Genomic DNA, 24,914 nt, shown 5'->3' with positions numbered 1-24,914 from the left:
GAGAAAAGCCGTGCCTGGAGCCGTCATCGTGTCCGCTCTGCGCACCCCTATCGGCACCGCCCGCAAAGGGACGCTGCGCGACACCAGCGCGTTCGATCTGGCGCACCACGTCGTCTCCGAAGCGGCGACGGATCTCGACCCCGCGCAGGTCGACGACGTCATCCTGGGCGAGGGGCTCTACGGCGGCGGCGTGCTGGCGCGCCACGCGGCCGTCACCGCGGGCCTGACCCAGGTGCCCGGCTTGGCCAACAATCGCCACTGCGCCGCCGGCCAGGCGGCCGTGCAGAGCGCGGCGGCGAGCGTGCGGGCGGGAATGGACCAACTCGTCATCGCCGGCGGCGTGAACTCGGCATCCACGTCGCCGCGGTCGCGGATGCAGGTGGACGGCGATTGGGTCGACTGGTTTCCTCCGACCCACCCGGACCGCCCCGACGCACCCAACATGGACATGTCGATCACCGTCGGCTGGAACGCCGCCGTCAAGGCGGGCGTGAGCCGCGAGGAGATGGACGCCTGGGCGCTGCGCTCGCACCGCAACGCTATCGCCGCCATCGACGAAGGTCGCTTCAAAGAGGAAATCGTCCCCATCGACACCCCACACGGGTTGTTCTCGGTCGACGAACACCCGCGACGCGACACCAGCATGGAGAAGCTGGCCGCGCTCAAGCCGCTGCACCCCGAAATCGAGGGCTTTTCCATCACCGCCGGCAATGCCTGCGGCGCCAACGACGGTGCCGCGGCGTTGACGATCGCCAGCGACCGGCTCGGACTGCCCGCGTTGGCCACCATCCGCTCCTGGGCATCGGTCGGCGTCGACCCGGCGATCACCGGGCTGGCGCCAGTCGAGGCGATACCGAAAGCCCTTGGCCGCGCCGGGCTTTCGATCGCCGACGTGGACCTGTTCGAAATCAACGAAGCCTTCGCGGCAATGTGCGTGGCCACTGTCAAACTCCTCGACCTCGATCCCGACACGGTCAACGTCAGCGGCAGCGGCTGCTCACTGGGGCATCCGGTCGCGGCGACCGGAGCCCGGATGTTGGTCACCCTGGTGCACGAATTGCGCCGGCGCGGCGGCGGGATCGGCGTCGCCGCGATGTGCGCGGGCGGTGGCATGGGCTCGGCGACCGTGATCGAGGTCGCGGCTCCATAATGCGTACATGACCATCGCCGAGCTGATTGACCGCGCGCGCAACGGATCTCCCCGCGCGGCGGGACGGCTGCTCAGCCTCGTCGAGGGTGAGCAGCGCGACGAGGTCCTGGCGACGATCGGACCCGCGCCGGAGCGCATGGGGCCCGTGATCGGCATCACCGGGCCCCCGGGGGCGGGCAAGTCGACGACGGTCGCCGCCCTGGTCGGCGCCTACCGCACACGGGGGTGCCGGGTGGCGGTGCTGGCCGTCGACCCGTCGTCCCCGTTTAGTGGCGGTGCGCTGCTGGGCGATCGGATTCGAATGGCCGCGCATATCAACGACTCCGACGTACTCATCCGCTCGGTGGCAACCCGGGGCCACCTCGGCGGGCTGGCCGCCGCGGTTCCGGCGGCCATCCGCGTGCTGGGGGCGATCGGCTACGACGTCGTCCTGCTCGAGACCGTGGGGGTGGGGCAGTCCGAGATCGAGATCGCCGCCGTCGCCGACCCGACCGTCGTCATTCTCAATCCGGGGGCGGGCGATGCGGTTCAGGCCGCCAAGGCCGGGGTGCTGGAAGTCGCCGACATCGTCGCGGTCAACAAGGCGGATCGGGACGGCGCGAAACAGACCGTCCGCGATCTTCGGGCCGAAACCAGCGCCCCGATCGTGTCGCTGATCGCCGCGAAGGGCGAGGGCATCGAGGACCTGATGGCCGTCATCGAGGACCACCGCCGCACCGACAGCCGCGCCCGACGGCTGGCCCGTGCCCGCGCACAGATCCTGTCGCTGGCCCAAACCCGGCTGCGGACCCTGCCCGACCTCGACCGGCTCGCGGAGGCCGTCGTCGACGGCGACCAGGACCCCTACACGGCGGCCGATCGGCTGCTCTCACCGCGCCCACCTCAGACGGACTAACGGCCCGGTTGTCCCCCAATCGGGGGAACGGGCATTCATCACCTTTGCGGACCGATCGGCGGAGGTGCTCCTCACGCAGCCGCCCTACGTTGTGGGTCAAGCAGATCGTTTGAGACTGAGGAGGTCGGCACATGACCCGCACACCTGCGATGCCGCCGGTATCCGGACACGGCGCCCCGCTGGAGCCGTATCGCCGGATGTGGGTCTTGCGGCTTCTTGACATGGCGCTGGAAGAGGCGCGCACCGGCGGTGTGGTCGGCGAGACCCCGCAGCGAGAATTCGGGCAAGAGGCGGTGGCCGTCGGCGCGACCTCGGCGCTTCGCCCCGGGGACATCGTCAACGCCACCACGCCCCATGTCCGGCACGCCCAGCATGCCGGCCTGGCGCTGCCATTGGGTCCGGTCATCGCCGAAATGATCGGTGCGAGGCGCAAAGCCTGCGGCGCGTCGCGCAAGACCCCGGTCGCCGATTGGAAGCAAGCGCTGGCCAACGAGAGCGTGCTGGGGCAGTCGACCCTGTTCGCCCTCGGTGACGCCAACGCGCAGCGGATGACCGGTGCAGGCAAGGTCACATTATGTGTCATCGGCGGCCGCGACGCGCACTCCGTTGAATTCACCACGGCCGCAAAGATTGCCGTCACGTGGCGGCTACCGGTGGTGTTCGTTGTGGAGAACATCCGCGGCGGGCCCGACGCGCGCCGCCGCGCTTACCAGACCGACGTGATGCCCATGCTGTCGGTCGACGGCAGGGACGTCGCCGCCGTGAGCGCATCGGTCGCCGAAGCCGTGCAACGAGCGAGCACGGGCGGCGGGCCCACCCTCGTCGAGGCGATCACGTACCGGACGAATCACCCCGTCGCGATGGATCCGTTGGTCTTCGCGCGACGGCAGTTGATTGCCAACGGCGTCGACGACGACCGGCTCTACGAGGTGGAACACGGGGCCCGCCTTTTGGTGGCCGAGGCGATGGCGGCTGCAAAGGCACTCGTGCAGGCGCAGGAGGCGGCGGCCATGCCCGACCCGAATCCGTGGTCGGCAGCTAGTTGAGCAGACCTTGCCGCATTGCCTCGGCGACCGCTGCCGCGCGATCGCTGACGCCGAGCTTCTCGTATAGGCGCTGCACATGCGTTTTGACCGTCGACGGGGCCACGTAGAGCTCACCGGCGATCGCCGGGATGCTTTGACCGCGCGCGATCCGGTTGAGCACCTCACGCTCCCGCGCACTCAGCACGGGTGCCGACGGTTCCGCGCGCTGGCGGATTTCTGCGGCAAGGCCGCCGACGAGTGCCGGGGCCACCACGTCGCGACCCTGCGCGCAGTCGAGCACGGCCTTGACGATCTCGCTGCGCGTCGAGTCCTTCAGGACGAACCCGGCGGCACCCTGCTGCAGCGCCTGGTACACGATCGCCGACTCGTCGTGCGCCGAGATCAGCAAAACCCGGGTGGTCAAACCGTGGGTTCGCACTGCCGCCGCCACCTGAGCGCCGTCCATTCCCGGCATCCGGTAGTCGAGCAGCGCGACATCGGGTTGGTGCAACTTGATCAATTCCAATGCCGCACAGCCATCTTCCGCCTCGGCGACGACCTCGACCGAGCCGCTCGACGACAGCGCGCGCACCACGCCTTCGCGGAAGAGCGGGTGATCATCGGCGACGACGACCCGCACCGTCTCGGGGGCCCCCGCGCCAACCATGGCCGACAGTTTAGCGGTTTGCCGGGCAACGGCGTTCACCTTTTCTGGGTCGGCCGATGAGTCATTTTTCAGTTTGCCTCGGGGTGGCGAGTGCCGATGAGTACGGTGATCGGGTGGCAGGAGCCGGCGACACGGAACTGGAACGGGTGCGCACGATCCATCAAATGCGCTCGTATCGAATCGGCTCGGCGCTGCGGATCGGTGTCGTGGGCCTCATGGTCGCAGCCATGATCATCGGCACCGACCGGCACGAGTGGCCGCAGGAGAGCGTGCTGATCGTCCTGTACGCGTGCGTCGCGTTCTGCGCGGCGGCATTGGCTTTTGCTCCGTTTCGGCGCCGGATCAGGATGGGCCGGTTGGTCGTGATCGGGCGGCTGGAGCCATTCGCGTTCACCGTCATCGACATTGTCGCGCTGACGGTCTTTCAGCTGCTGTCCACCAACGGGGTCTACCCGCTGCTGATCATGGCCATGTTGCCGGTCCTGCTGGGACTGGACGTCTCGTCGCGTCGCGCGGCAGTCGTGCTCATCTTCTCCATGCTCGGGTTCGCGATAGCCGTGCTGCAAGACCCGGTGATGACGAGTGCGGTCCGCTTGCCGGAGGCGGGATTTCGGTTCCTGCTCTATGCGTTTTTGTGCTGCGCGGCATTCTTGGTGGTGCGCATCGAGGAGCGGCATACACGCTCGGTGGCCGGGCTGAGCGCTTTGCGGGAGGAACTACTTGCCCAGACGATGACGGCCTCCGACGAGGCGGCACGCCGGATCTCGGAATTCATTCACGACGGTCCCCTGCAAGACATCCTCGCGGTGCGCCAAGAGGTGGTCGAACTGGATACCGCATTCCCCGGCGATGAGCGCATCGGGCGGACGTTGGCCGGCCTGCAGCTCGCCTCGGAACGTCTGCGGCAGGCCACTTTTGAGCTGCATCCGGCGGTTCTCGAGGAGGTCGGGTTGGGCGCCGCCGTCCAGCAGCTGGCGGAGTTCACCGCGCGGCGTTCCGGCATCGAGATCTCCACGGACATCGACTATTCCGCCCGCAGCGCCATCGATCCTGTGGTGTTCGGGATGGTGCGTGAACTTCTGTCCAACATCGTGCAGCATTCAGCGGCCCGCACCGCGTCGGTCAGGCTCGGGATCACCGATGGCACCTGCGTTTTGCATGTGGTCGACGACGGCGCGGGATTCAGCCGCGAGACCGTGTCGCGTCGCCTGAGGGAGGGGCACATCGGACTTGCATCGCACCGCGCCCGGGTGGAGGCCGCCGGGGGAGCAACGGTCTTTCTCGACGTGGCGGTGGGCACCCACGTCTGTGTCGAGGTGCCGCTCTCAAGGACTGACGGCTCCGGGCTGTCGACCTTCGGCGGACACACGAGTGACGCGGACACCAGTTCGGCCGGCTGAAGTGAGTTTGATTTGTGCTATAAGCGGCGCTATCAGGTATGAGACTCACCTTATGACCGGGCACGCAGCTGGCACGATTACCTGCCGAAGGCGCGTTCTCAATCGCAATCGCTGACGAGTAGGCGGTAGCCGGCGTCGAGCTGTTGTCGTTCAAGCAGTTCCGGGTGCCGTTGCTGCCATCGTCCGGAGCGCAGGTCGGCCGCGAGGCGGCCCAGACCGTCGGCCAAGGCGCTTTCATCAGCGTAGGCCAGCATGGAGATGCCGGCGCGGACAGTGGTGTCGAGTTAGGCCTCCGGGCGGCGCCAGAAGGCGGCGCCGAATCCGTCCGTGCAGTCATGCGGTATCGGCACGGTGTGCACGTGTGCGCCACCCAACAGCTCGACCAGTCGTTCAAGCGGTACATACATCGCCGTGTTGATCCGAGCGGCGTCGGGCAGATACTCACGCAGCAACCAGAATTCGTCGAGAACGGCTTGATCCCAGGTGAAAACCACGATTCGGCGGCGGCTGACCCGGCGCAGCTCCCCGATCCCGGCGGGCAGATCCCTCCAGTGGTGCACGGTCAACAAGGCCATTGCGGCGTCAACGCACTTGTCTCGCAGCGGCAATGCCTCCGCCACGGCCTGCACACACGGGGCCGCCCGCGGTGAACGCTGGGCGATCATCACCATGCTGGGTTCGATCGCGGCGACGGTATTGGCCGGCTCATAGGATCCGGTGCCCGCCCCGACGTTGACGACGGTGTCCATCGTGGCGAGTGCGGTATGCACTTGCGAAGCGATCCGCGGGTCCGGTCGGCGGGTGCTGCGATAGGTGGCGCCGATCCGGTCGTAGGCGACCATCGACTCAGAATGACGCAGCGCGTCCCATTCCGCCAGCACGAGCGTGGCAGCACATCGCCGAGCGTGGGGCTTATGAACGAATTCGTGGCGGCGATTTTCGTACGTAGAGCCCACGCTCGGCGCGTATGGCAGCAGCTATTTCAGGTCGACGGACTTCCCGGTAGCCGCCGCGTGGCCCGCGCGATAGCCGAAAACCATTGCCGGGCCCAATGTTCCTCCTGCACCGCCGTAAGCCCGACCCGTCACACCGCCCATCGCGTTGCCGGCGGCGAAGAGCCCTGGTATCGGCGCGCCACCGACATGCAGAACGCGCGCGTCGTGATCGGTGCGCGGCCCGCCCTTGGTGCCCATCGCACCGATGCTCACCGGTACCGCGTAGTAGGGGGCGGTGTCGATGGGGCCGAGCGTCTTACCGGCCTGGGTGGTCGCGCTGTCGTCACCCCAGTAGCCGTCGTAGGCGCTCGAACCCCGCCCGAAGTCGGGGTCTTCGCCGGCCGCCACGTGACGGTTCCAGCTCTCGACGGTGTGGGTCAAACCGTCGGGGTCGATCCCGGTCTTGGCGGCCAACTCGGCGAGGTCCGCCGACTCGCAGAACCAGTCCGGCACGGGCTGTCCGGGTTCGACACCGAGAAATCCGTAGCGCTGCAGGTGAACCGAATCAAACACCATCCATCCGCGGTCGTTGACGTACCCCCCGCGCGGGTCCAGGTAATGGAAGGCGCCGGCCATCGAGTTGTAGTCGCACGCTTCGTTGACGAAGCGCTGTCCCGCGGAGTTGACGATGATGCTGCGCGGTCGCGTTCGTTCCAGGCGAACGCTGCGGCTGCGCGGCTTGCCCTCGATGGTGTCGCCGGGGATTTGGACGATCGGCACCCACCACGCCTCGCCCATGGTGGCCAGGTCGGCTCCCTGGGTCATTGCCATGCGCAGCCCGTCGCCGGTGTTATTCGGCGGAGAGACCGCACCGTGCATCGGCCCGCGCAGAAAGGCTTGTGCCAGAGCGGGATCCCACTCGAAGCCGCCGGTGCCCAGGATGACCCCGCGTCGGGCGCGGACGCTGATCGTGCGTTCCGGTAGCGCGACGCGCACCCCGGTGATCTCCCCGTCCTCGGCAATAAGTTCCTCGGCCCGCGCGTTGGTGTGGGGGGTCACCCCGGCGTCCAGCAGGCCCTTCAGCAGGCCCGCGATCAGGGCGGTGCCGGCCACGCACAGGTGGCCGGTGCGTTCGTCGATCGCCGCGTGCAGGCGCGCCCTGGTCTCGGCGTCGAAGCCGACGTTGGACCAGTCGGCCGGGAAAGACGTGATCTGCGTTGCCCATTCGCCGAGTTGGGCCAGATCGAACGGAGCCGCGCTCAGCGAACGGCCGCCGGTCGGTTGCCCGCCGGGCAGCTCCGGCCGATAGTCGGGGAAGCCGGTCGCGATCTCGAACTGCAGACCGCTGTGCGCCTCGATGAAGTCGAGCATCGCCGGACCCGTGCGCACGAACGTGTCGACCAGCTCGTCGTCCATCGAACCGAGCGACTGGGCGCGCAGGTATTTCAGCGCGTCGGCGGGCGTCAATTCGCCATCGGGAGAACGGTTATGGGCGGGGATCCACACGATGCCGCCCGACACGGCGGTGGTCCCGCCGACCGTCGCGGCCTTTTCGTAAACCTCCACCGACGCGCCCGCCACAACCGCGGTCAGCGCGGCGGTGAGCCCCGCGCCGCCGCTGCCGAGCACGACGACATCGACTTCGTGGTCCCATGACATGGACTGCTATCCCTTCAGCTCAGTGGCTAGCTCAGGAGCTCGGCCAATTGCTTGGCGGCTTTGACGACCGCGTCTTTCCCACGCATCACCACGTCTTCCCGGTGCGAGATGAGGTTGATGCACGTCGGTGGAGATGGCGCCGGGCGGCGCACCCCCACGGCCAGGCCGTAGGTATTCGGTTCGATCTCGCCGTACGTCGTCACCCAGCCGCGCTCGCGTGCGCGCGAGACCAGCTCTCGTTCGCCCGGGCGCGGAGGCATGCACGCCAGCAAGGCGATCCCGGCGGCACCGCGGTCGAGCGGGTATCGACTGCCTTCGTGAAAGGAAAGCTGGTAGGCGACGTGGCTGGGCACGATGACCGCGATCGCCACCTGCTGGTCGCCCTCGGCGATGAGCAACGACACCGTGGTTCCGAGATTGTCGGCCAGCGCGCGCAACGTCGGAAGACTCAGTTGGCGCACGTTGCGATCGAAGGCCGCGCCGAGCACGGCGAGGCCGGCCGCGGGGCGGTAGCGCCCGTCTTCACCCTTGGCCACCAGCCGAAACTCGGTCAGCGTCGTCAGCAGCCGGTACGCGATCGTGCGATGCACCCCGACCTGATCGGCGAGCTGTTGCACCGTGAGCCCAGTGGGGGAGTCGGCCACCATTTGCAACGCGGTAAGACCCCTGGCCAGGGTTTGCGACCCGGTACCGGAACCCGTCACAGCCTTGACAGACCTTCTCGCGAGAGCGAAGCTCTATATATAACGCACATTAGTGTGCGATATTAGCACACGAAATACGTCGAAAACGAGAACGAGATTTCCCCGATCTGGAGGCCGGACAGGACCGTGGCGGAGTTCGAGAGCATCTGGAGCGATCTCCAGGGTGTCGCGTTTGAGCAGGGTTACCTCGACGCCGGAGGAATACGGACGCGCTACCTACGGGCCGGGGACCCCGGCAAGCCGGTGCTGGTTCTGTTGCACGGATCCGGCGGTCACGCCGAGGCCTACGTGCGCAACCTGGCGGCCCATGCCGATCATTTCTGGACCTGGTCAATCGACATGCTGGGCCACGGCTACACCGACAAGCCGGGCCACCCGCTGGAAGTCCACCACTATGTCGAACATTTGATGGCCGTGTTGCGCACCATCGGTGTCGATCGCGCGTGCATCAGCGGCGAATCCCTCGGTGGTTGGGTCGCCGCGCGCGCCGCGGTCGACCACCCCGACGTGGTCGACCGGCTGGTGCTCAACACCGCCGGCGGCTCGCAGGCCGATCCCGCCGTGATGCAACGGATCATCACCCTGTCGATGGCGGCCGCCGAGGATCCCACCTGGGAAACGGTTCAGGCGCGGATCAAATGGCTGATGGCCGACAAGTCCCAGGACTATGACGACCTGGTCGCCAGTCGCCAACGTGTCTACCGCCAACCGGGATTCGTCTCCGCGATGCGCGACATCATGGCGTTGCAAGACCCCGAGATCCGGGCGCGCAACATCCTCGGTCCGGCCGAGTACGGCTCGATCATCGCCCCGACGCTGGTGCTCTGGACCAGTGACGACCCGACCGCCGATGTCACCGAAGGCCGGCGCATCGCGTCGATGATCCCGGGCGCGCGCTTCGAGGTGATGCCCGGCTGCGGACACTGGCCGCAGTACGAGGACGCCAAGACCTTCAATCGCCTGCACCTCGATTTCCTGCTGGGTCGCTGATGGCGGCTCCGGCGCAACAGACACCTGACACCGAGACCGACGTCCTCGTCGTCGGCGCAGGCCCGGTCGGCTTGACTCTGGCCAACATCCTTGGCCTGCAAGGGATCCGCACGGTGGTGGTCGAAGAGCGAGACACCCTCATCGACTATCCACGCGGGGTGGGTCTGGATGACGAGGCGTTGCGCACCTTCCAGTCGATCGGGCTCGCCGACCGGGTGCTGCCGCACACGGTGCCCAATCAGATCCTGCGCTTCATGGACGCCAAGCGCCGAGTGCTCGCCGAAATGGCCCCGCCGGACGCGCGTTTCGGCTGGCCGAAGCGAAACGGATTCGTGCAACCGCTCGTCGATGCCGAGCTGCTGACGGGCCTGGACCGATTCGATCACGTTCAGGTGCGTTGGGGCAGTCCGATGGCGGGCTGCCGCGAAGACGCCGACGGGGTCACCGTCGAGCTCGGCGGCGGCACCGAAAACAACGGTGACACATCGCGACTACGGGCGCGCTACGTCGTCGGCTGCGACGGCGGCCGCAGCATGACCCGGCGCGTGATGGGGGTGTCGTTCGACGGGACGACGTCCTCGACGCGGTGGCTGGTGGTCGACATCGCCAACGACCCGCTCGGGCACCCGAACAGCGAGGTCGGCGCCGACCCCGAACGCCCGTACGCCTCGATCTCGATCGCCCACGGTATTCGCCGCTTCGAGTTCATGATTCACGCCGACGAGACCGACGAACAGGCCGAAGACCCGGCCTTCCTGCACAAGATGCTGGCCCGGATGGTGCCTCATCCCGACCGGGTCGACGTGATCCGGCGCCGGGTCTACACGCACCATTCGCGGATCGCCGGCGCGTTCCGCCAGGGCCGACTGCTGCTGGCCGGCGACGCCGCGCACCTGATGCCGGTGTGGCAGGGACAGGGCTACAACAGCGGGATTCGCGACGCGGCCAATTTGGGCTGGAAGCTCGCCGCGGTGGTGAGCGGGCGCGCTGACGACAAGCTGCTTGATACCTACGACATGGAGCGTCGCAAGCATGCGCGCGCGATGATCGACCTGTCCACCATGGTGGGCCGCGTGATCTCGCCGACCAACCGGCGGGTGGCCGGTGCGCGTGACCTGCTTGTGCGGTCGGCCTCAATTGTGCCGTCGCTCAAGCGATATGTGTTGGAAATGCGGTTCAAGCCGATGCCGCGCTACGAGCACGGCGCCGTCGTGCACGCCGCGCCCGGTCAAGCCGATTCACCGGTCGGCACGCTGTTCATCCAGCCGCGTGTCGACACCCGCGACCAACAGGATGTGCTGCTCGATGACGTGCTCGGCACCTGGTTCGCCGTGCTGTGCTGGAACAACAACCCACGCAAACTGCTCGGAGAAGCCGCATTCGCCAGCTGGAAGGCCTTGGGCGCCCGGTTCTTTGCGCTGCGCCCGGTGACACAGTTGCACTGGACCGGGCATGACGATCTCGACGTCGTGGTCGTCGGCGATCGGCGCGGTGACCTCAAATCGTGGTTCGACACCCACTCCGAATCGGTGTTGTTCCTGCGTCCCGATCGATGCATCGCGGGCGCGTGCATCGCTCAGCGCACACCCGACCTGAGCGCCGCGCTCCTTGACGCGCTGACCCTGACGCCGCAAGGGGGTGATTTGCAAAGTGGCACTGGCTCTGTGCTGTATGTCGCACAGCCCGCTCCTGAGTCTTCCGGGGCCGTCGCGGGACCTGCTTGACGACATCGAGGGCGCGATAGCCCAAGCGCGAGGATTCGTCGAAGATTTCGATCCCGAACTCGTCGTCACCTTTTCCCCGGATCACTACAACGGGTTCTTCTACAAGGTGATGCCGCCGTTCTGTATCGGCATGAGCGCCACGGGTGTCGGTGACTACGGCACCCATGCCGGACCGCTGGACGTGCCGGAGGAGCTGGCCGGCGACTGCGCAAAAGCCATCCTCGACGCGGGCGTCGACGTCGCCGTGTCGGCCAGCATGGACGTGGATCACGGTACGGTCCAGCCGCTCGAAAAGCTCTTCGGTGAAGCCACTTCGCGTCCCGTGATCCCGATCTTCGTCAACGCGATCGGAGTGCCGCTGGGCCCGATGCATCGTTGCCGGGCGCTCGGTGCCGCCGTCGGCGCCTACCTCGCCACCCTGGACAAGCGGGTCCTGGTACTGGGCTCCGGCGGGCTCTCGCACAGTCCGCCCGTGCCGACGCTGGCGAGCGCGGGCCCACCCGTGCTGGAGCGCATCGTGCATGGGCGGCCGATGACCTCCGAGCAGCGCCAGGCCCGGCAAGCGGCGGTCATCGATGCGGCCAAGAGCTTCGCCGCCGGAGACAGTGACCTGCAACCCCTCAACCCGACCTGGGACCACCGATTCCTCGAGATCATCGACGGTGGATGGCTGAGCGAACTGGATCAGTGGTCGAACTCGTTCGTGGCCCACGAGGGCGGCAGCTCCGCGCAAGAGATTCGCACGTGGGTAGCGGCGTTCGCGGCGCTGGAGGCCGCGGGCCCCTACGAAACCACGGGACGCTACTACAAACCCGCCCCCGAGCTGATCGCCGGCTTCGCCATCAGAACGGCGCTCCCGAAATGACGGACACGGTGGACGATTTCGATCACGTCGTCGACGTACTCATCGTCGGATCCGGCGGTGGAGGCATGACGGCCGCCCTGACCGCCCAGGCCGCCGGACTCGACGCGTTGGTGGTCGAAAAGTCCTCCCACTTCGGGGGTTCGACCGCGTTGTCCGGGGGCGGCATCTGGGTTCCCGGGGCGCCCGCGCAGCGCCGCGAGGGCTACCTGCCCGAACCCGAGGGCGTGGTGGGATACCTCAAGCAAATCACCGACGGCCTGGTCAGTGAGGCGCGGATACGGCAATACGTCGAGACGGCACCGCAGATGCTGCAGTTCCTGGAGCAACTGTCCGGCTGGCTCGAATTCGTCTGGAAGCCCGGCTATGCCGACTACTACCCGGAACTGTCCGGCGGCTCCGAGCTCGGCAGCACCATCAACGTTCCGCCCATCGACCTGCGCAAGCTGGGCGACGACGAGCAACAGCTGCTCCAGCCGCTGGCGCTGGCGCCCAAGGGAATCTGGCTGGGCCCCAAGGAATTGCGTACCTTCTACCGGATCCGCCAGTCCTGGGCCGGCAAAGGTGTGTTGCTCAAGCTGATCGCGCGGATGGTCAGGGCCAGGGTGTTCGGCGAGCGGATGGCCGCGATCGGACAGTCACTGGCGGCCCGGCTCCGGCTGGCGCTCAGGGAACGCGGTATCCCGCTGTGGCTGGACTCCCCGATGGTCCAATTGCTCGCCGACCCCGACGGGGCGGTGACCGGCGCGGTGGTGGAAACCGGCGGCACGCCCCAGCGGATCGGTGCCCGGCTGGGCGTGATCCTGGCAACCGGCGGGTTCGACCATGATCTCGCCTGGCGTAAGGAGTTGCTGCCCGAGGTGGACCAGGATTGGAGCTTCGGCAATCCGGCGGCGATGGGGGACGGTATCCGCGCGGCGCAAAAGCTGGACGCCGCCACGGATCTGCTCGACGAAGCGTGGTGGTTCCCGGCGATCCAATGGCCGGACGGCCGCATGCAATTCATGCTCAACGAACGGATGATGCCGGCGCAGTTCATCGTCAACGGTGCCGGCAAGCGCTTCATCAACGAAGCGGCCCCGTACATGGACTTCGGTCACGCCATGATCGAGGGCCAGAGATCCGGGGTCACCCACATCCCGTGCTGGTTGATCACCGACCACCGCTCGTTCAACCGCTACGTCGTCGGCGGGCACTTGCCGATACCGAAGATCCCGTTCGCTCCGGTGCCGACCGGCCGCAGGATTCCTGCGGCCTGGCTGGAGTCGGGTGTGGTGAAGAAGGCCATGACGTGGGAGGAGATGGCGGCCAAGATCGGCGTGCCCGCGGATCAACTCGCCGAAACCGCCGGCCGCTTCAACAAACTCGCGCGCCAAGGCCACGACGACGACTTCAACCGCGGCGACAGCGTGTACGACAACTACTACGGCGATCACACGTTGCCCAACCCGAACCTGTATCCGCTCGGTGATCCGCCGTACTACGCGTTCCGAATCGTTCTCGGGGACCTCGGGACGTCGGGGGGCCTGCGCACCGACGAACACGCCCGCGTCCTGCGCGCCGATGACACCGTGGTGCCGGGCCTCTACGCGGTGGGCAACACTTCGGCGCCGGTGATGGGCCGCAGCTACGCCGGTGCCGGGGCGACCATCGGGCCGGCCATGACATTCGGCTTCGTCGCGGCCAAACACGTTGCGGCACAAGCAGCCAATCGAGCCGTTAATACTCATAGGAGGTAACAATGAAAATCTCGCTGTTCTACGAATTCGCCCTTCCGCGGCCCTGGGCACCCGACGACGAGCACATCATGATGCAGGACTGTCTCGACGAGGTCGAGGCCGCCGACAAGGCGGGCTTCTCCACCGTGTGGCTGACCGAGCATCACTTCCTCGAGGAGTACTGCCACTCCACGGCGCCGGAGATCTTCTTGGCCGCGGCCAGCCAGCGCACCAAGAACATTCGCCTGGGCTTCGGCATCATGCACCTGCCACCCGTGGTCAACCACCCCGCCCGGGTCGCCGAACGCATCGCCACCCTCGACCTGCTTTCCAACGGCCGCGTCGAGTTCGGTACTGGGGAATCGTCGTCGGTCGGCGAACTCGGCGGATTCAACATCGACCCCGCCGACAAGCGGGCCCAGTGGGAGGAGGCCCTCGAGGTCTCGATCCGTTGCATGATCGAGGAGCCGTTCACCGGATTCAACGGCGAGCACGTTCAGATGCCGGCGCGCAACGTCGTTCCCAAGCCGCTGCAAAAGCCGCATCCGCCCGTCTGGGTCGCCTGCACACGACCCGCCAGCGTCCAGATGGCGGCCCAAAAAGCGATCGGCGCCTTGAGTTTCGCCTACACCGGCCCGGGCCCGCTGACCGAGCGGGTGAACGGCTACTACAAGGAATTCGAAGAGAACGGCGTCCCCGTCACCCCGCGCATCAACCCGAACATCCTCGCCATCGGCGGCGACCTGTCGATGATGGTGGCCAAGACCGACGAGCAGGCGCTGCAGCGGCTCGGGCAGGGCGGCGGTTTCTTCTCGTTCGGCATCATGCACTACTACATGACCGGGGTGCACACACCCGGGCGGACCGGAGTGTGGCAGCGGTATCTCGAAGAGGTCGAAAAGGACCCGACGCTCGCGTACGGGCCGGGACGGGGGGCGATCGGGTCGCCCGCCACGGTGCGCGAATTCCTGCGGGGCTACGAAGAAAGCGGCGTCGACGAGATCATCCTGCTGCTCAACCCGCGCAGCCACGAGGGCACCATGGAATCGATCGAGCTGATGGGCTCCGAGGTGCTTCCCGAATTCATCGAGCGCGACGCGAAAGCGGTTGCTGAAAAGGCGAAGCGGTTGGAGCCTGTCATCGAAAAGGTCGAGGCGCGTCGACCGAAATCGACCGCACCGCAGTTCGATGAGGATTACTCGTTTGGTGGACTGCCCACCGGCCGCGGCGGTAAGTTCACCGCCAGCGAGATCCCCGAAGCCATGGCGGAGATCAACGAAGGCCGCGTGCAGGCGGCGCAACGGGCGAAGGACCAGCAGAAGTAGAGCCTGAGTTTCACCGGGATTCGGGGCAAGCCTTGGGAGCAATCGACGAGCTGTGGCGCTACGACGGCCGCCGGGCGGTCGTGACCGGATGCGCCTCGGGCATCGGCGAATACGTGGTGCGGCAGCTCACCGACCTGGGCGCCGACGTCGTTGGGCTGGACAAGCGCCGGCCCGACGTCGGGATCGGCGCGTTCTGTGAGGTCGACCTGGCGGATCCGGCGTCGATCGACCGCGCAGTGGCGTCCATCGACGGGCCGGTGGATGCGCTGTTCAACATCGCCGGGGTCTCGTCCGGAATCGGCAACCCGCCGCTGATCGTCACGATCAACTTCTTGGGGCTACGCCACGTCACCGAGGCGCTCATCCCGAAGATGACCGCGGGGTCGTCGATCGTCAGCGTGTCCTCGCTCGCGGCGGCCGCCTACCGTGAGCACCTGCGCGAGGTGGCGCCGCTGCTCGACACCGCGACGATGGCCGACGGCATCGACTGGTGCGACCAACATCCCGAGGCACTGGGCACCGGCTACCAGCTGTCCAAGGAGGCCATCATTCTGTACACGATGCGCAGCGCCACACCGCTGGGCGGGCGGGGAATCCGGATCAACTGCACCGGACCGGGGGTCACCGAGACGCCGATCCTCGACCAGTTGCGCACGGCCTACGGACAGGGCTTCCTCGACGACATCCCCAAGCCGTTGGGCCGGGTTTCGGACCCGGCGGAGCAGGCGGCGGTCCTGCTCTTCCTGAATAGCCGTGCGGCCAGTTATATTTCGGGTCAAGTTGTGTGGGTCGACGGCGGAAACGTGGGCGCCGCGATAGCTCGTGAACTCGAGGAAGGGCGTGCTTCGTGGCCAGTGTGACCGACTTTCGCCGGGCCGCCCGCGACGTCAGCAACTGGGGCCGCTGGGGCGACGATGACGAGCTCGGCACGCTGAACTTCATCACGGAGGAGAAGGTCGCCCAGGCCGCGGGCCTGGTCCGGCACGGCAGGGTGTTTCCGCTCGGTGTGGACTTCGGCTCGTCGGGACCCCAGGGCGCCTTCGGTTTTCGGCACAACCCCATCCATGTGATGACCGTCGACGGCGGTGACGCGAACACGCTCGCCCAGTACGGCCCCGGCTGGGACCGGAATCCGACGGCTGCGCAGATGGGCCCGTACTTCGTCGACAACCTCTTCCGGTTCAACGACGACATGATCATCATGCCGCTGCAGGCGGCCACCCAATGGGATGCGCTGTCGCACGTCTATTACGACGACCTGCTCTACAACGGGATCCCGGCCGGCTCGGTGACCAGCCTGGGCGCCCGCCGCCTCGGAATCGAGAAGGTGGACCCGAAGGGCATCACCTCCCGCGGCGTGCTGCTGGACCTGGTGCGCCACCGCGGTGCTGAAGTCTTCCTGGAGCACGGAAACCCGATCACACCAGAGGAATTGGACGACGTCGTTCGCGCCCAGGGCATCACGATCGGACGTGGCGACATCGTGTTGATCCGGACCGGTTGGTGGGCGCGGTATCTGGACACCGGCAATAAGACCGAGCCCTATTCGGGGTTGGACTGGCGATGCGCCCAGTGGCTGCACGACCACGAGGTTGCGGCGGTCGCCTCCGACAACCTCCAGGTCGAAGACCCAGTGTCCGGGGTGGACGGCGTGTTTTTGCCCTTCCATCTGCTGACCCTGCGCGACATGGGGCTGATGCTCGGCGAGTATTGGGACCTCACCGCGCTGGCGGCCGATTGCGCCGCGGACGGCGTCTACGAGTTCCAGCTCATCGCGCCGCCATTGAGATTCGTTGGCGCCGTGGGCTCCCCGGTAAACCCGATAGCGATCAAGTGATGCCGACTCGACGCAAGACCATCTTGGTCGACGGCCTGGTGACCAGCTACCTGGAAGCGGGTGACGGCGATCCGGTGGTGTTGCTGCACGGCGGCGAGTTCGGCGCCGGCGCCGAACTGGGCTGGGAACGCAACATCGCCGCACTCGCCGAGCGGCACCGGGTTCTCGCCCCAGACCAGCTGGGCTTCGGCGACTCGGCCAAGGTGATCGACTTCGTCGACGGGCGCGGCATGCGGATCCGGCACGTCGCGCGGTTCTGCGAATTGCTCGGCGTCGACTCGGCACACTTCGTCGGCAATTCGATGGGGGCCATCAACCTGCTCACCGACAGCACGTCGGAGAACCCGCTGCTGCCGATCCGTAGCCTGGCGATCATCTGCGGGGGTGGCGAGATCCAGCAGAACCACCATTTCGAGGCGCTGCAGAACTACGACGCCACGCTGCCGGCCATGCGCCGCATCGTCGAAGCGCTGTTTTGCGACCCCGCCTACCCCGCCGACGAGGACTACGTGCGGCGCCGTTACGAGTCCAGCACCGCGCCGGGGGCGTGGGAGGCCATCGCCGCGGCCAGGTTCCGCCGCCCCGGGGCCACGCCGTCGCCGACACCGTCGATCGCGCGGGCCTACGAACGCATCAGCGTGCCAACGCTTGTCGTCGAGGGTGGCGATGACAAGCTCCTGCCCGGTGGCTGGGCGGCCCAGATCGCCAAGCAGATCGACGGAGCCCGTTCGGTGGTGGTCGACAACGCCGGGCACTGCCCGCAGATCGAACAATCGTCGGCGGTCAACCAACTGCTGACGGACTTTCTGGGCGCCCTCTGACTCTCAGAAGACGTAGTCCAGCCGAGTTTCCATCCCGGCGACCTGATGATAGGTGTTGTGGCAGTGCATCAGCCACGTGCCGGGATTGTCGGTAACGAGAACGGCGACGAGCTTCTGCTTGGGCAGCACGATGACGGTGTCCTTGCGGGCGCCGGGGCTCCCATCGGGCTTGATCACCTGGAACGTGTGCCCGTGCAGGTGAATCGGGTGATACATCGTGGTCGTGTTGTCGAAGGTGATGGTCGGCCGCTGGCCCTGTTGCACCCGTAGGGGGCTCGTCTTGCCGTAGGGCTGCCCGTTGATCGTCCAGTTGTATTGCATCATGTTGCCGCCCAGCACGACCGGGAGGTTGAGGTTCGGGTCGGGGCGGCCCAGGTTGACCGGCGTTGTGGCGGTGAACATTTCAACGGTACCCACGCGCTTGGTCAGCTCGGCCGGCTGAAATTGCGGGTCCGGCGCGCCGCCCGCACCCGTGGACAGCAACGCCCGCGCCAGAGCGTTCTTGCCCTCAGCGACGGCGACCAGCGGGAAGATACCGTCGGCAGCGGTCACCGTGACGTCGTAGCGTTCGGCCATGCCGATGAGCAGGGCGTCGACCGGAGCGGGCACCACGGCGTAGCCGTCGGTGTGTGTCACCGTCATCGTGTGACCGGCCAGCGCGACCCGGAAGGTGGTGTCGGAGGCGGCGTTGATGAAGCGAATCCGTATCCGCTGGCCGGGCTTCGCGTTGAACGCCATGGGGGAAGCGGGAATTCGCCCGTTTATCAGGTAGTAGGGATAGGTGATATCCCCGGCGTTGCCGCCGAGAAGGTCGCTGCTGCCGGCGCTGCCCGGCGACGGTCCTGGTCCGATGGGTGCCGGGCTGGTCGAGGTCGCCTCGGTCGTACTCGTTTCCGTGGTCGTCGTCTCGGTCGTGGTCGTCTCGGACGTGGTGGGCATGGGTGACTTGTTGGGGTTGCTCAGTTCGCTGTAGAGCTGCTGGGGGCTCTTTCCGGCGCCGTCGGTCCAATCATCAAGGACGACAATCCATTCGGCGTCGTAGTTGCCCTCCGTCGGATCATCGACGATGACCGGCAGGTATAGCCCGGTGTCCTCGTCCAGCCCGGTGTGGGGATGTGCCCAGTACGTGCCCGAGTGGGGCACGGAGAACCGGTAGGTGAAGTCATGGCCGGCCGCGACGTTGGGCGTGACGGGCTCGGCGCCGTCCATGTCGTTGCGCAGGCCGATGCCGTGCCAATGCACCGACGTCGGATGATCGAGCTGGTTTTTGACCGTCACCACGACTTCGTCACCGATGCTGGCGCGGATCACCGGACCCGGGATGGAGTTCCCGAAGGCCAGCGTGCGGACGACCGGTCCGCCCAGGTCGATCTGGGCGGACCGGCACGTCAGGTTGGCGGTGACGGTGCGGCCGCTGTGCGGCCGGGCGGCCTCGGCCGCATCGATGGCGGCGGCCATCCGGGCACTGCCCGACGGCTCGGGTCTGGATTGGCTGCACGCCGTCAGCGCCAGTCCGCCGGCGATGCCCGCGGCCATGAAACCGCGTCTGGTGAGCCGAATTCTGTCGAAGGGGATGTCGCTGCTGGGTTGCCCGGGCAATTAACGCTCCTCGTCTTTGCGCAACTACCCACCGTAGAGCGAAGGCCGGCGAAATGTCCGCAACAACTCGACGTCGCTGCCCGCGGCGGTCAAACCGCGGCGCCGCCGCCGTCGACGTGCAGGGTCGAGCCAGTGACGAAGCTGGAGCGAGGAGAACTCAGGAACAGCACCGCTTCGGCGATCTCGGACGGGAAGGCGGTGCGCCCCAGCGGCAGGGCCCGCCCGAGCTCCTCGTTTACGTCACCCCATTCCGCTGCCACCCCGGGCGTGCGGGTGGGCCCCGGGGCGACGCTGTTCACCCGCACCCCGGCCGCTCCGAATTCGGCGGCCCAGGTGCGGGTGAGCGACTCCACCGCGGCCTTGGACGCGCTGTAGCCGGACGCGCCGGGAATTCCCCTGAAGGCGGCCATGGTGGTGATGTTGACGATGCTGCCGCGGCCCCGCTGCAGCATCCCCGGCACCAGGCCGGCAACCAGGAAGTACGCGCCGCGCACGTTGGTGTCGAACATCGACTCGAACGATGACAACTCCTGCTCCACCGTCAACGCCGACGGAAAGCTGGCGGCGTTGTTGACGATGATATCGACCTCACCGCATTGTTGCACAAGCGAATTCACCGAATCGATATCGGCCATGTCGGCCTGGATGAACCGCGCCTTTGGGCCGATGATCTCCATCGCGTGCGCGCCCCTGGCCGGATCGCGGCCCGTGACGATGACGGTGGCGCCTTCGCTTGCGAACAGCCGCGCGGATTCCAGTCCGATTCCCGCCGTGCCGCCGGTGATCACCGCGGTGTGGTCCATCAGCTCCATCGGACCGCCTCCTCCTGCCGTTACTTGGCGTTGCTGGGCGCCTGCGAAGCCAGCCAGTCACCAAACCGGGTGGGGTAGAGGGTGACTTCTTCGCCCTCGACGGGAACGATCATGCGCTCGTCGAGCACCGCGCCGTAATACTGCGCGTGCGGGTCGGTCACCACCCGGCGGGCATCGCCGGTGGCGGCGAACCGGATACGGATGAAGTCGTCCATGCCCTGCTTTTCGGGTCCGGCGATGTTGACCACCCCGTTGACCGGCTCACCGACCGCGGCGCGGGCGACGGCCGTGGCCACGTCGGCCGCCGCGATCGGCTGGAACGCCCCGTGCGGCGCCCGGACCGTGTCGCCGTCGGTCATCGAATCGGCAATGCCCTCAACGAATTCGAAGAACTGGGTCGCCCGCACGATCGTATAGGGAGCACCGGATTCCACAAGCACCTTTTCCTGGGCGATCTTGGCCCGCATGTAACCACTCGCGGCCGCGCGGTCGGCGCCCACGATCGAGAGCGCGACGTGATGCCGCACGCCGGCGTCCCGCTCCGCCTCCAGAAGGTTGCGGGTCGAGGTGGTGAAGAAGTTCAGCACATCGTCGTCGGCCCACGACGGCGAGTTGGAGACGTCCACCACCGCGTGGACACCCGCGACGGCCTCGGCGACGCCCTCACCGGTCACGGTGTTGACGCCCGTGCTTGGTGACGCGGGGACCGCTTCGTGTCCCTGCTCGGTGAGCATGGTGACAACCTGTGATCCGATCAGACCACTGCCACCGATTACCAAAACCTTCATGATCACGCCTTTCAAGCTTCCCGATGAACTGGCCTCTTCAGCATGGCCCGCCCCCCGGTCCGTGGGAACCCTGGAAAGTCCGTAGTCCTGCCTAACTCAGGGGCCGAATTTTTTGGCCAAACCCCGTAGTTGTCGGCGCGAGGTAATGCCGAGCTTGGCGAACACCTTCCGCAAGTGCCATTCGACCGTGTGGCTGCTGATGAACAGCTGGGCGGCGATCTCGGGGTTGGTCAGGCCCTCACCGGCCAGCCGGGCAATCTGGGCCTCCTGCGCCGTCAGCTCGCCGCCCGATGCCTTTCCCGCTTTCGCGGACCGCTTGGTCGTTTTCTCGCCGGTGGCCAGGAGTTCGCGGCGGGCCCGCTCGGCGAACGCGTCGGCCCCCATCCGGCTGAACATCTCGTGTGCAGTACTCAACTGGGCGCGTGCGTCGATCCGGCGATTGCAGCGGCGCAGCCACTCCCCGTAGGACAGGTGCGCGCGGGCGTGCTGGACAACGATGCGCGTGCGCGCAAGCTTGTCGATTGCTTCGAGGTGGCAGGCCTCGGCGTCGCGATCGGAGGCCAGCAATGCCTTGGACCGAAGGAAAACCCCGTTGGCCCAATCTGTTTGGGCGCTGAGCGTTTGGACTTCCAGTTGGCGCAGCGCGTCGTGGGCCGCGTCCTTGCGGCCGCTTCGCGCGGCGGCCTCGACGAGTTCGACCAGGCACCAGCCGAACAGGCCGAGGTCCTCGTATTCGCATGCCCTACGGGCCGCCGCGAAGGCGTCGTCGTAGCGGCACAGGCCGTTGTAGAGGACGGCTTTGCAGTATCCGGTCAATCCGACGACACGCCCTTCGCCCCTTGCCGTTCCGTCCGCGGCGGCTTGCTCGATCAGGGTGGTTGCGACACCTTCGTTGCCGCGCCACGCGGCCAACAGGACCGAGTGGTATTTGACCGGGACATACCCGGTGGCGGCCGAGATCGCTGTGGCCTCCTCGATGAGCTGAGACGCTGTCGCGAATTCGCCCGCCTGCACGTGCACTCCGGCGCGGTAGATCAGCGCGTGCGGTAACACGGCGAGTGCGCCCGCATCACGCGCGAGCCGCACGGCATGGGTGGCCAGTCGGTGCCACACCTCGTCGTCCCACAGTTCGTGGACAGCGGATTCCTGCACGACGGGGAAGGCTTGCCAGAACCAGTGCGAGACGTCGTCGCCCCGCTCTGCTTCGTTGTTGATGCGGGTCAGCGCGTCGCGCAGCGCGGACAGGCTCGAAGCATGCCCGGCCGTGGCCCGTAACGCGATGCCATCCAACAAAAGATCGACCGGACGGGCGGGTTGGGGCCCGGGCGGCGCCGCGCGGGCCGCGTCGGCGGCCAGGTGAATGCCGCCGTGCGGGCACAGCCGGCCGCCGAACATCGCCGCCCCCAAGGCTTCTAGGTACGTTTCCCGCGAATGCGCGTCATCGAGCTTTTCCAGCCGGCGAGCGGCATCGAGCAGGCCGATGGCGGCGTCGGAGACCGTCGGCGCGTCGGCAGCTCCGCTGCGGCTTCGCGCGAAGACGATCTGCGCGCGTAACCGGGCGGCACGGGCCTGCTGCAGCTCGTCCAGTGACGCGGCCCCGGCGATGGCGAGAAGCTCGTCCGCCGCGTCGAAGGCGGCGACGTGGCGTTTGGCCTGAGCGGCCGCCAGCGCCCGTGTTCCCCGGCGGGCCGGGTCGGCGCTCAATTGGGTGGCGCGTTCCAAGAAGGCGGCCGCGGCGGCAACCCCGCCCCGGGCCTGAGCGCGGTCGGCGGAGCGCTCCAGCGCGGCGGCAACGGATTCATCCGGGCCGTGGGCCGCGCTGGCCAGATGCCACGCGTAACGGTCCGGGTCGCTTCGTCGGTCGGTCGCCTCGGCCAACGCCCGATGGATCCGTCGGCGCTCGATCAGGTCCGCGGTGCGGTATGCGGCCGAACGCACCAGGGGGTGGCGGAATCGCACCCGGGTCCCCACCTCGATCAACCCGGCCGCTTCCGCGCCGGCGGCCGCGTCCGGCGGAAGGCCCAAATGCTCGGCGGCGCGCAACAATAACGCCGCGTCGCCCACGGGCTCCGCAGCGGCAGTCGTCAACAACTGCTGGGTGTGGTCGGGAAGCGCACGGATCCGCCGGACAAACGTCTGCTCGATCTGTCCCACCAGTGGCCGCACGTCCGGGCGCTGGAAGCCCCCCGCCAGCTCCGCGCCGGTCAGTCCCCGGGGCAGCTCCAGCAGAGCCAACGGATTGCCGCGTGTTTCCGCCACGATGCGATCGCGCACCTGGTCGTCCAGCCGGCCGAGGACGACCGAATCCAGCAACACGCGGGCGTCACCGAGATCGAGCCCGCCGACGGTCAATTCGGGCAGCCCATTGAGCTCATCGGCATCGACCGTCACGGCACCGTCGCGCACCGCGAACACCATCGCAACCGGCTCGGCAATCAGGCGGCGGGCGACAAACGCCAACGTCTGGGCCGAGATTCGGTCGATCCACTGCGCGTCGTCGACGAGGAAGATGAAGGGTTGCGCTTCGGTCGCCGCGCCGATCAGGCTGAGCATCGCCAACCCGACCAGGAAGCGCTCCGGCGCCGGTCCGGCGCTTCGCCCAAAGGCGATCTCCAGCGCGCCCCGCTGCGGAGCCGGTAAGCGGTCGAGGCAGTCGAGCAGCGGGACGCAGAGTTGCTGCAAGGCGGCGAAAGGGAGCTCCATCTCGGACTCCACTCCCGCCACCCGTGCCACGCAAAATCCCGATGCGCGCTCGGAAACGAAGTCCAGCAACGCCGTCTTGCCGATGCCCGCCTCCCCCCGCAACACCAGGACTTGGCTGTTGCCCGAGCGGGCGTCCGACACCAGACGATCGAGCGCCGCGCATTCCGTGCTCCGGCCGCGCAAAGGTAGCGCCTGCTGAATTTCCACCCACACCGCCGCGTCTGAAGGATTTGCTGTCCGACCTTACCGATGGCGCGCGTTGCCGGAGTAGCGAGCACCGGGCCCCACGGTGTTAAATCAACTGCTTGACTTAACGCGTACGGCCCCGATTAACTCGTCGGGTGGCTAGAGAACTTGATGGCAAGGTCGCCATCGTCACCGGCGGCGCGTCCGGCATAGGCCGGGGCCTGGTGGAGCGGTTTGCGGCGGAGGGCGCGCGGGTCGTCATCGCCGACGTCGAGACCGACCGGGGCGAGGCGCTGGCGACGTCGCTGGGCGCCAGTGCCGTCTTCCAGCGGACGGACGTCTCTGACCCCGAACAGGTGGGGGCGCTGGTTTCCGGCGCCGTCGCGAAGTTCGGCGGCCTGCACGTGATGGTGAACAATGCCGGGATCTCGAGCCCCCTGCGGAAGTTGCTCGACGACGACCTCGCCGATTTTCACCGGGTGATGGGGGTCAACGTGCTCGGCGTGATGGCGGGCACGCGAGATGCCGCCCGGCACATGGCCGAACATGGTGGCGGTTCCATCATCAACATCACCTCGATCGGCGGCATCCAGGCCGGCGGTGGCGTGATGACCTACCGCGCGTCCAAGGCGGCGGTCATTCAATTCACGAAATCCGCGGCAATTGAGTTGGCATACCACGAGATTCGGGTGAACGCCATCGCGCCAGGCAGCATACCCACGCCGATTTTGGGGAAGTCGGCGGCCGGGATGGATCCCGAACAGCTCGAGCAGTTCGAGGCGCGGATTCGCCAGGGGATGCGCGATGACCGCCCGCTGAAGCGCGACGGCACGCCCGATGACGTCGCCGAGGCCGCGCTGTATTTCGCCACGGACCGGTCGCGTTACGTCACCGGGACCGTGCTGCCCGTGGACGGCGGGACGGTGGCGGGCAAGGTTATCCGGCCCAAGCGGCAGGGCTGACATCCTTCATCGACGGAGCCGATCGTGACAGAGGCGTCGCGTTCGGACGCCAGAGCGACGGTGCGGTCACGTTGGCCGCCCTCGTCTATCCGGTCGGTCTCCCGTCTGCAGGAGGCCGGATTAAATCAAGCGCTTGACTTAACGCCATCTGA

At 67.3% G+C, this 24,914-nt stretch carries 20 protein-coding genes and 1 pseudogene; 13 read left to right on the top strand and 8 right to left on the bottom strand.

Annotated features, from left to right (window positions below; genetic code table 11):
* The first annotated feature begins 10 nt into the window (after positions 1 to 10).
* From ACZ50Z_RS16795 to ACZ50Z_RS16785, 3 genes are all read left to right on the top strand, one after another.
* Complete coding sequence (locus ACZ50Z_RS16795) at positions 11 to 1,150, top strand: thiolase family protein (protein ID WP_464484562.1); 1,140 nt, start codon at positions 11 to 13, stop codon at positions 1,148 to 1,150.
* Positions 1,151 to 1,157: 7 nt separating this feature from the next.
* Positions 1,158 to 2,045 carry a methylmalonyl Co-A mutase-associated GTPase MeaB gene (gene meaB, locus ACZ50Z_RS16790; RefSeq protein WP_464484561.1) on the top strand — a complete coding sequence of 296 codons (888 nt, stop codon included), beginning with the start codon at positions 1,158 to 1,160 and terminating at the stop codon, positions 2,043 to 2,045.
* Between the two features lie 131 nt (positions 2,046 to 2,176).
* Positions 2,177 to 3,091 (top strand): thiamine pyrophosphate-dependent enzyme, encoded by a 915-nt coding sequence (locus tag ACZ50Z_RS16785; RefSeq protein WP_464484560.1) that lies wholly within the window; start codon positions 2,177 to 2,179, stop codon positions 3,089 to 3,091.
* On the opposite strand, the gene ACZ50Z_RS16780 is transcribed toward ACZ50Z_RS16785, so the two are convergent.
* On the bottom strand, positions 3,084 to 3,737 hold the full coding sequence (locus ACZ50Z_RS16780) for a response regulator (RefSeq protein WP_464484559.1): 654 nt from the start codon (positions 3,735 to 3,737) through the stop codon (positions 3,084 to 3,086). The two genes, ACZ50Z_RS16785 and ACZ50Z_RS16780, sit on opposite strands and share 8 nt — an antisense overlap.
* Positions 3,738 to 3,850: 113 nt before the next feature.
* Here ACZ50Z_RS16780 and ACZ50Z_RS16775 point away from each other — a divergent pair, with 113 nt between their 5' ends.
* On the top strand, positions 3,851 to 5,137 hold the full coding sequence (locus ACZ50Z_RS16775; RefSeq protein WP_464484558.1) for a sensor histidine kinase: 1,287 nt from the start codon (positions 3,851 to 3,853) through the stop codon (positions 5,135 to 5,137).
* Between the two features lie 98 nt (positions 5,138 to 5,235).
* Here ACZ50Z_RS16775 and ACZ50Z_RS16770 read toward each other — a convergent pair.
* From ACZ50Z_RS16770 to ACZ50Z_RS16760, 3 genes and pseudogenes are all read right to left on the bottom strand, one after another.
* A pseudogene (locus tag ACZ50Z_RS16770) lies at positions 5,236 to 5,979 on the bottom strand (class I SAM-dependent methyltransferase).
* 135 nt (positions 5,980 to 6,114) lie between these two features.
* Positions 6,115 to 7,731, bottom strand: coding sequence for an FAD-dependent oxidoreductase (locus ACZ50Z_RS16765; RefSeq protein ID WP_464484557.1), 1,617 nt, complete (start codon positions 7,729 to 7,731; stop codon positions 6,115 to 6,117).
* Between the two features lie 26 nt (positions 7,732 to 7,757).
* Positions 7,758 to 8,435, bottom strand: a complete 678-nt coding sequence (locus ACZ50Z_RS16760) for an IclR family transcriptional regulator (RefSeq protein WP_464484556.1) — start codon at positions 8,433 to 8,435, stop codon at positions 7,758 to 7,760.
* Between the two features lie 126 nt (positions 8,436 to 8,561).
* Here ACZ50Z_RS16760 and ACZ50Z_RS16755 point away from each other — a divergent pair, with 126 nt between their 5' ends.
* The 8 genes from ACZ50Z_RS16755 to ACZ50Z_RS16720 are packed head-to-tail and all read left to right on the top strand — an operon-like array spanning position 8,562 to position 17,712.
* Positions 8,562 to 9,425, top strand: coding sequence for an alpha/beta fold hydrolase (locus ACZ50Z_RS16755; RefSeq protein WP_464484555.1), 864 nt, complete (start codon positions 8,562 to 8,564; stop codon positions 9,423 to 9,425).
* A complete protein-coding gene (locus tag ACZ50Z_RS16750; protein ID WP_464484554.1) occupies positions 9,425 to 11,149 on the top strand; it encodes a bifunctional 3-(3-hydroxy-phenyl)propionate/3-hydroxycinnamic acid hydroxylase in 1,725 nt (574 codons plus the stop codon). Before ACZ50Z_RS16755 ends, ACZ50Z_RS16750 begins: the two co-directional genes overlap by 1 nt.
* Positions 11,097 to 12,014 carry a 3-carboxyethylcatechol 2,3-dioxygenase gene (locus tag ACZ50Z_RS16745; RefSeq protein ID WP_464484553.1) on the top strand — a complete coding sequence of 306 codons (918 nt, stop codon included), beginning with the start codon at positions 11,097 to 11,099 and terminating at the stop codon, positions 12,012 to 12,014. Before ACZ50Z_RS16750 ends, ACZ50Z_RS16745 begins: the two co-directional genes overlap by 53 nt.
* An 8-nt stretch (positions 12,015 to 12,022) precedes the next feature.
* Positions 12,023 to 13,750, top strand: coding sequence for an FAD-binding protein (locus ACZ50Z_RS16740; protein WP_464486281.1), 1,728 nt, complete (start codon positions 12,023 to 12,025; stop codon positions 13,748 to 13,750).
* A 2-nt stretch (positions 13,751 to 13,752) separates the two neighbouring features.
* On the top strand, positions 13,753 to 15,054 hold the full coding sequence (locus tag ACZ50Z_RS16735) for an LLM class flavin-dependent oxidoreductase (RefSeq protein ID WP_464484552.1): 1,302 nt from the start codon (positions 13,753 to 13,755) through the stop codon (positions 15,052 to 15,054).
* A gap of 32 nt (positions 15,055 to 15,086) precedes the next feature.
* Positions 15,087 to 15,914, top strand: a complete 828-nt coding sequence (locus tag ACZ50Z_RS16730; RefSeq protein ID WP_464484551.1) for a coniferyl-alcohol dehydrogenase — start codon at positions 15,087 to 15,089, stop codon at positions 15,912 to 15,914.
* Positions 15,902 to 16,891 carry a cyclase family protein gene (locus ACZ50Z_RS16725; protein WP_464484550.1) on the top strand — a complete coding sequence of 330 codons (990 nt, stop codon included), beginning with the start codon at positions 15,902 to 15,904 and terminating at the stop codon, positions 16,889 to 16,891. The genes ACZ50Z_RS16730 and ACZ50Z_RS16725 overlap by 13 nt, the downstream gene beginning before the upstream one ends.
* Positions 16,891 to 17,712, top strand: coding sequence for an alpha/beta fold hydrolase (locus ACZ50Z_RS16720; protein WP_464484549.1), 822 nt, complete (start codon positions 16,891 to 16,893; stop codon positions 17,710 to 17,712). The genes ACZ50Z_RS16725 and ACZ50Z_RS16720 overlap by 1 nt, the downstream gene beginning before the upstream one ends.
* A gap of 3 nt (positions 17,713 to 17,715) precedes the next feature.
* Here ACZ50Z_RS16720 and ACZ50Z_RS16715 read toward each other — a convergent pair whose 3' ends face one another.
* From ACZ50Z_RS16715 to ACZ50Z_RS16700, 4 genes are all read right to left on the bottom strand, one after another.
* Positions 17,716 to 19,311, bottom strand: a complete 1,596-nt coding sequence (locus ACZ50Z_RS16715; RefSeq protein ID WP_464484548.1) for a multicopper oxidase family protein — start codon at positions 19,309 to 19,311, stop codon at positions 17,716 to 17,718.
* 89 nt (positions 19,312 to 19,400) lie between these two features.
* Positions 19,401 to 20,123, bottom strand: coding sequence for an SDR family NAD(P)-dependent oxidoreductase (locus ACZ50Z_RS16710; RefSeq protein ID WP_464484547.1), 723 nt, complete (start codon positions 20,121 to 20,123; stop codon positions 19,401 to 19,403).
* Positions 20,124 to 20,143: 20 nt separating this feature from the next.
* Positions 20,144 to 20,911, bottom strand: coding sequence for an SDR family oxidoreductase (locus ACZ50Z_RS16705; RefSeq protein ID WP_464484546.1), 768 nt, complete (start codon positions 20,909 to 20,911; stop codon positions 20,144 to 20,146).
* A gap of 96 nt (positions 20,912 to 21,007) precedes the next feature.
* Positions 21,008 to 23,755 carry a helix-turn-helix transcriptional regulator gene (locus ACZ50Z_RS16700; RefSeq protein ID WP_464484545.1) on the bottom strand — a complete coding sequence of 916 codons (2,748 nt, stop codon included), beginning with the start codon at positions 23,753 to 23,755 and terminating at the stop codon, positions 21,008 to 21,010.
* 200 nt (positions 23,756 to 23,955) lie between these two features.
* On the opposite strand from ACZ50Z_RS16700, the gene ACZ50Z_RS16695 reads away from it, so the two are divergent.
* Positions 23,956 to 24,762, top strand: coding sequence for an SDR family NAD(P)-dependent oxidoreductase (locus tag ACZ50Z_RS16695; protein WP_464484544.1), 807 nt, complete (start codon positions 23,956 to 23,958; stop codon positions 24,760 to 24,762).
* Positions 24,763 to 24,914: the final 152 nt, after the last annotated feature.

This window comes from Mycobacterium sp. NTMscope_MAC_269, assembly GCF_976985695.1.
The sequence above is the reverse complement of the archived record's forward strand: the minus strand, read 5'-3'. Positions and strand labels throughout refer to the sequence as shown.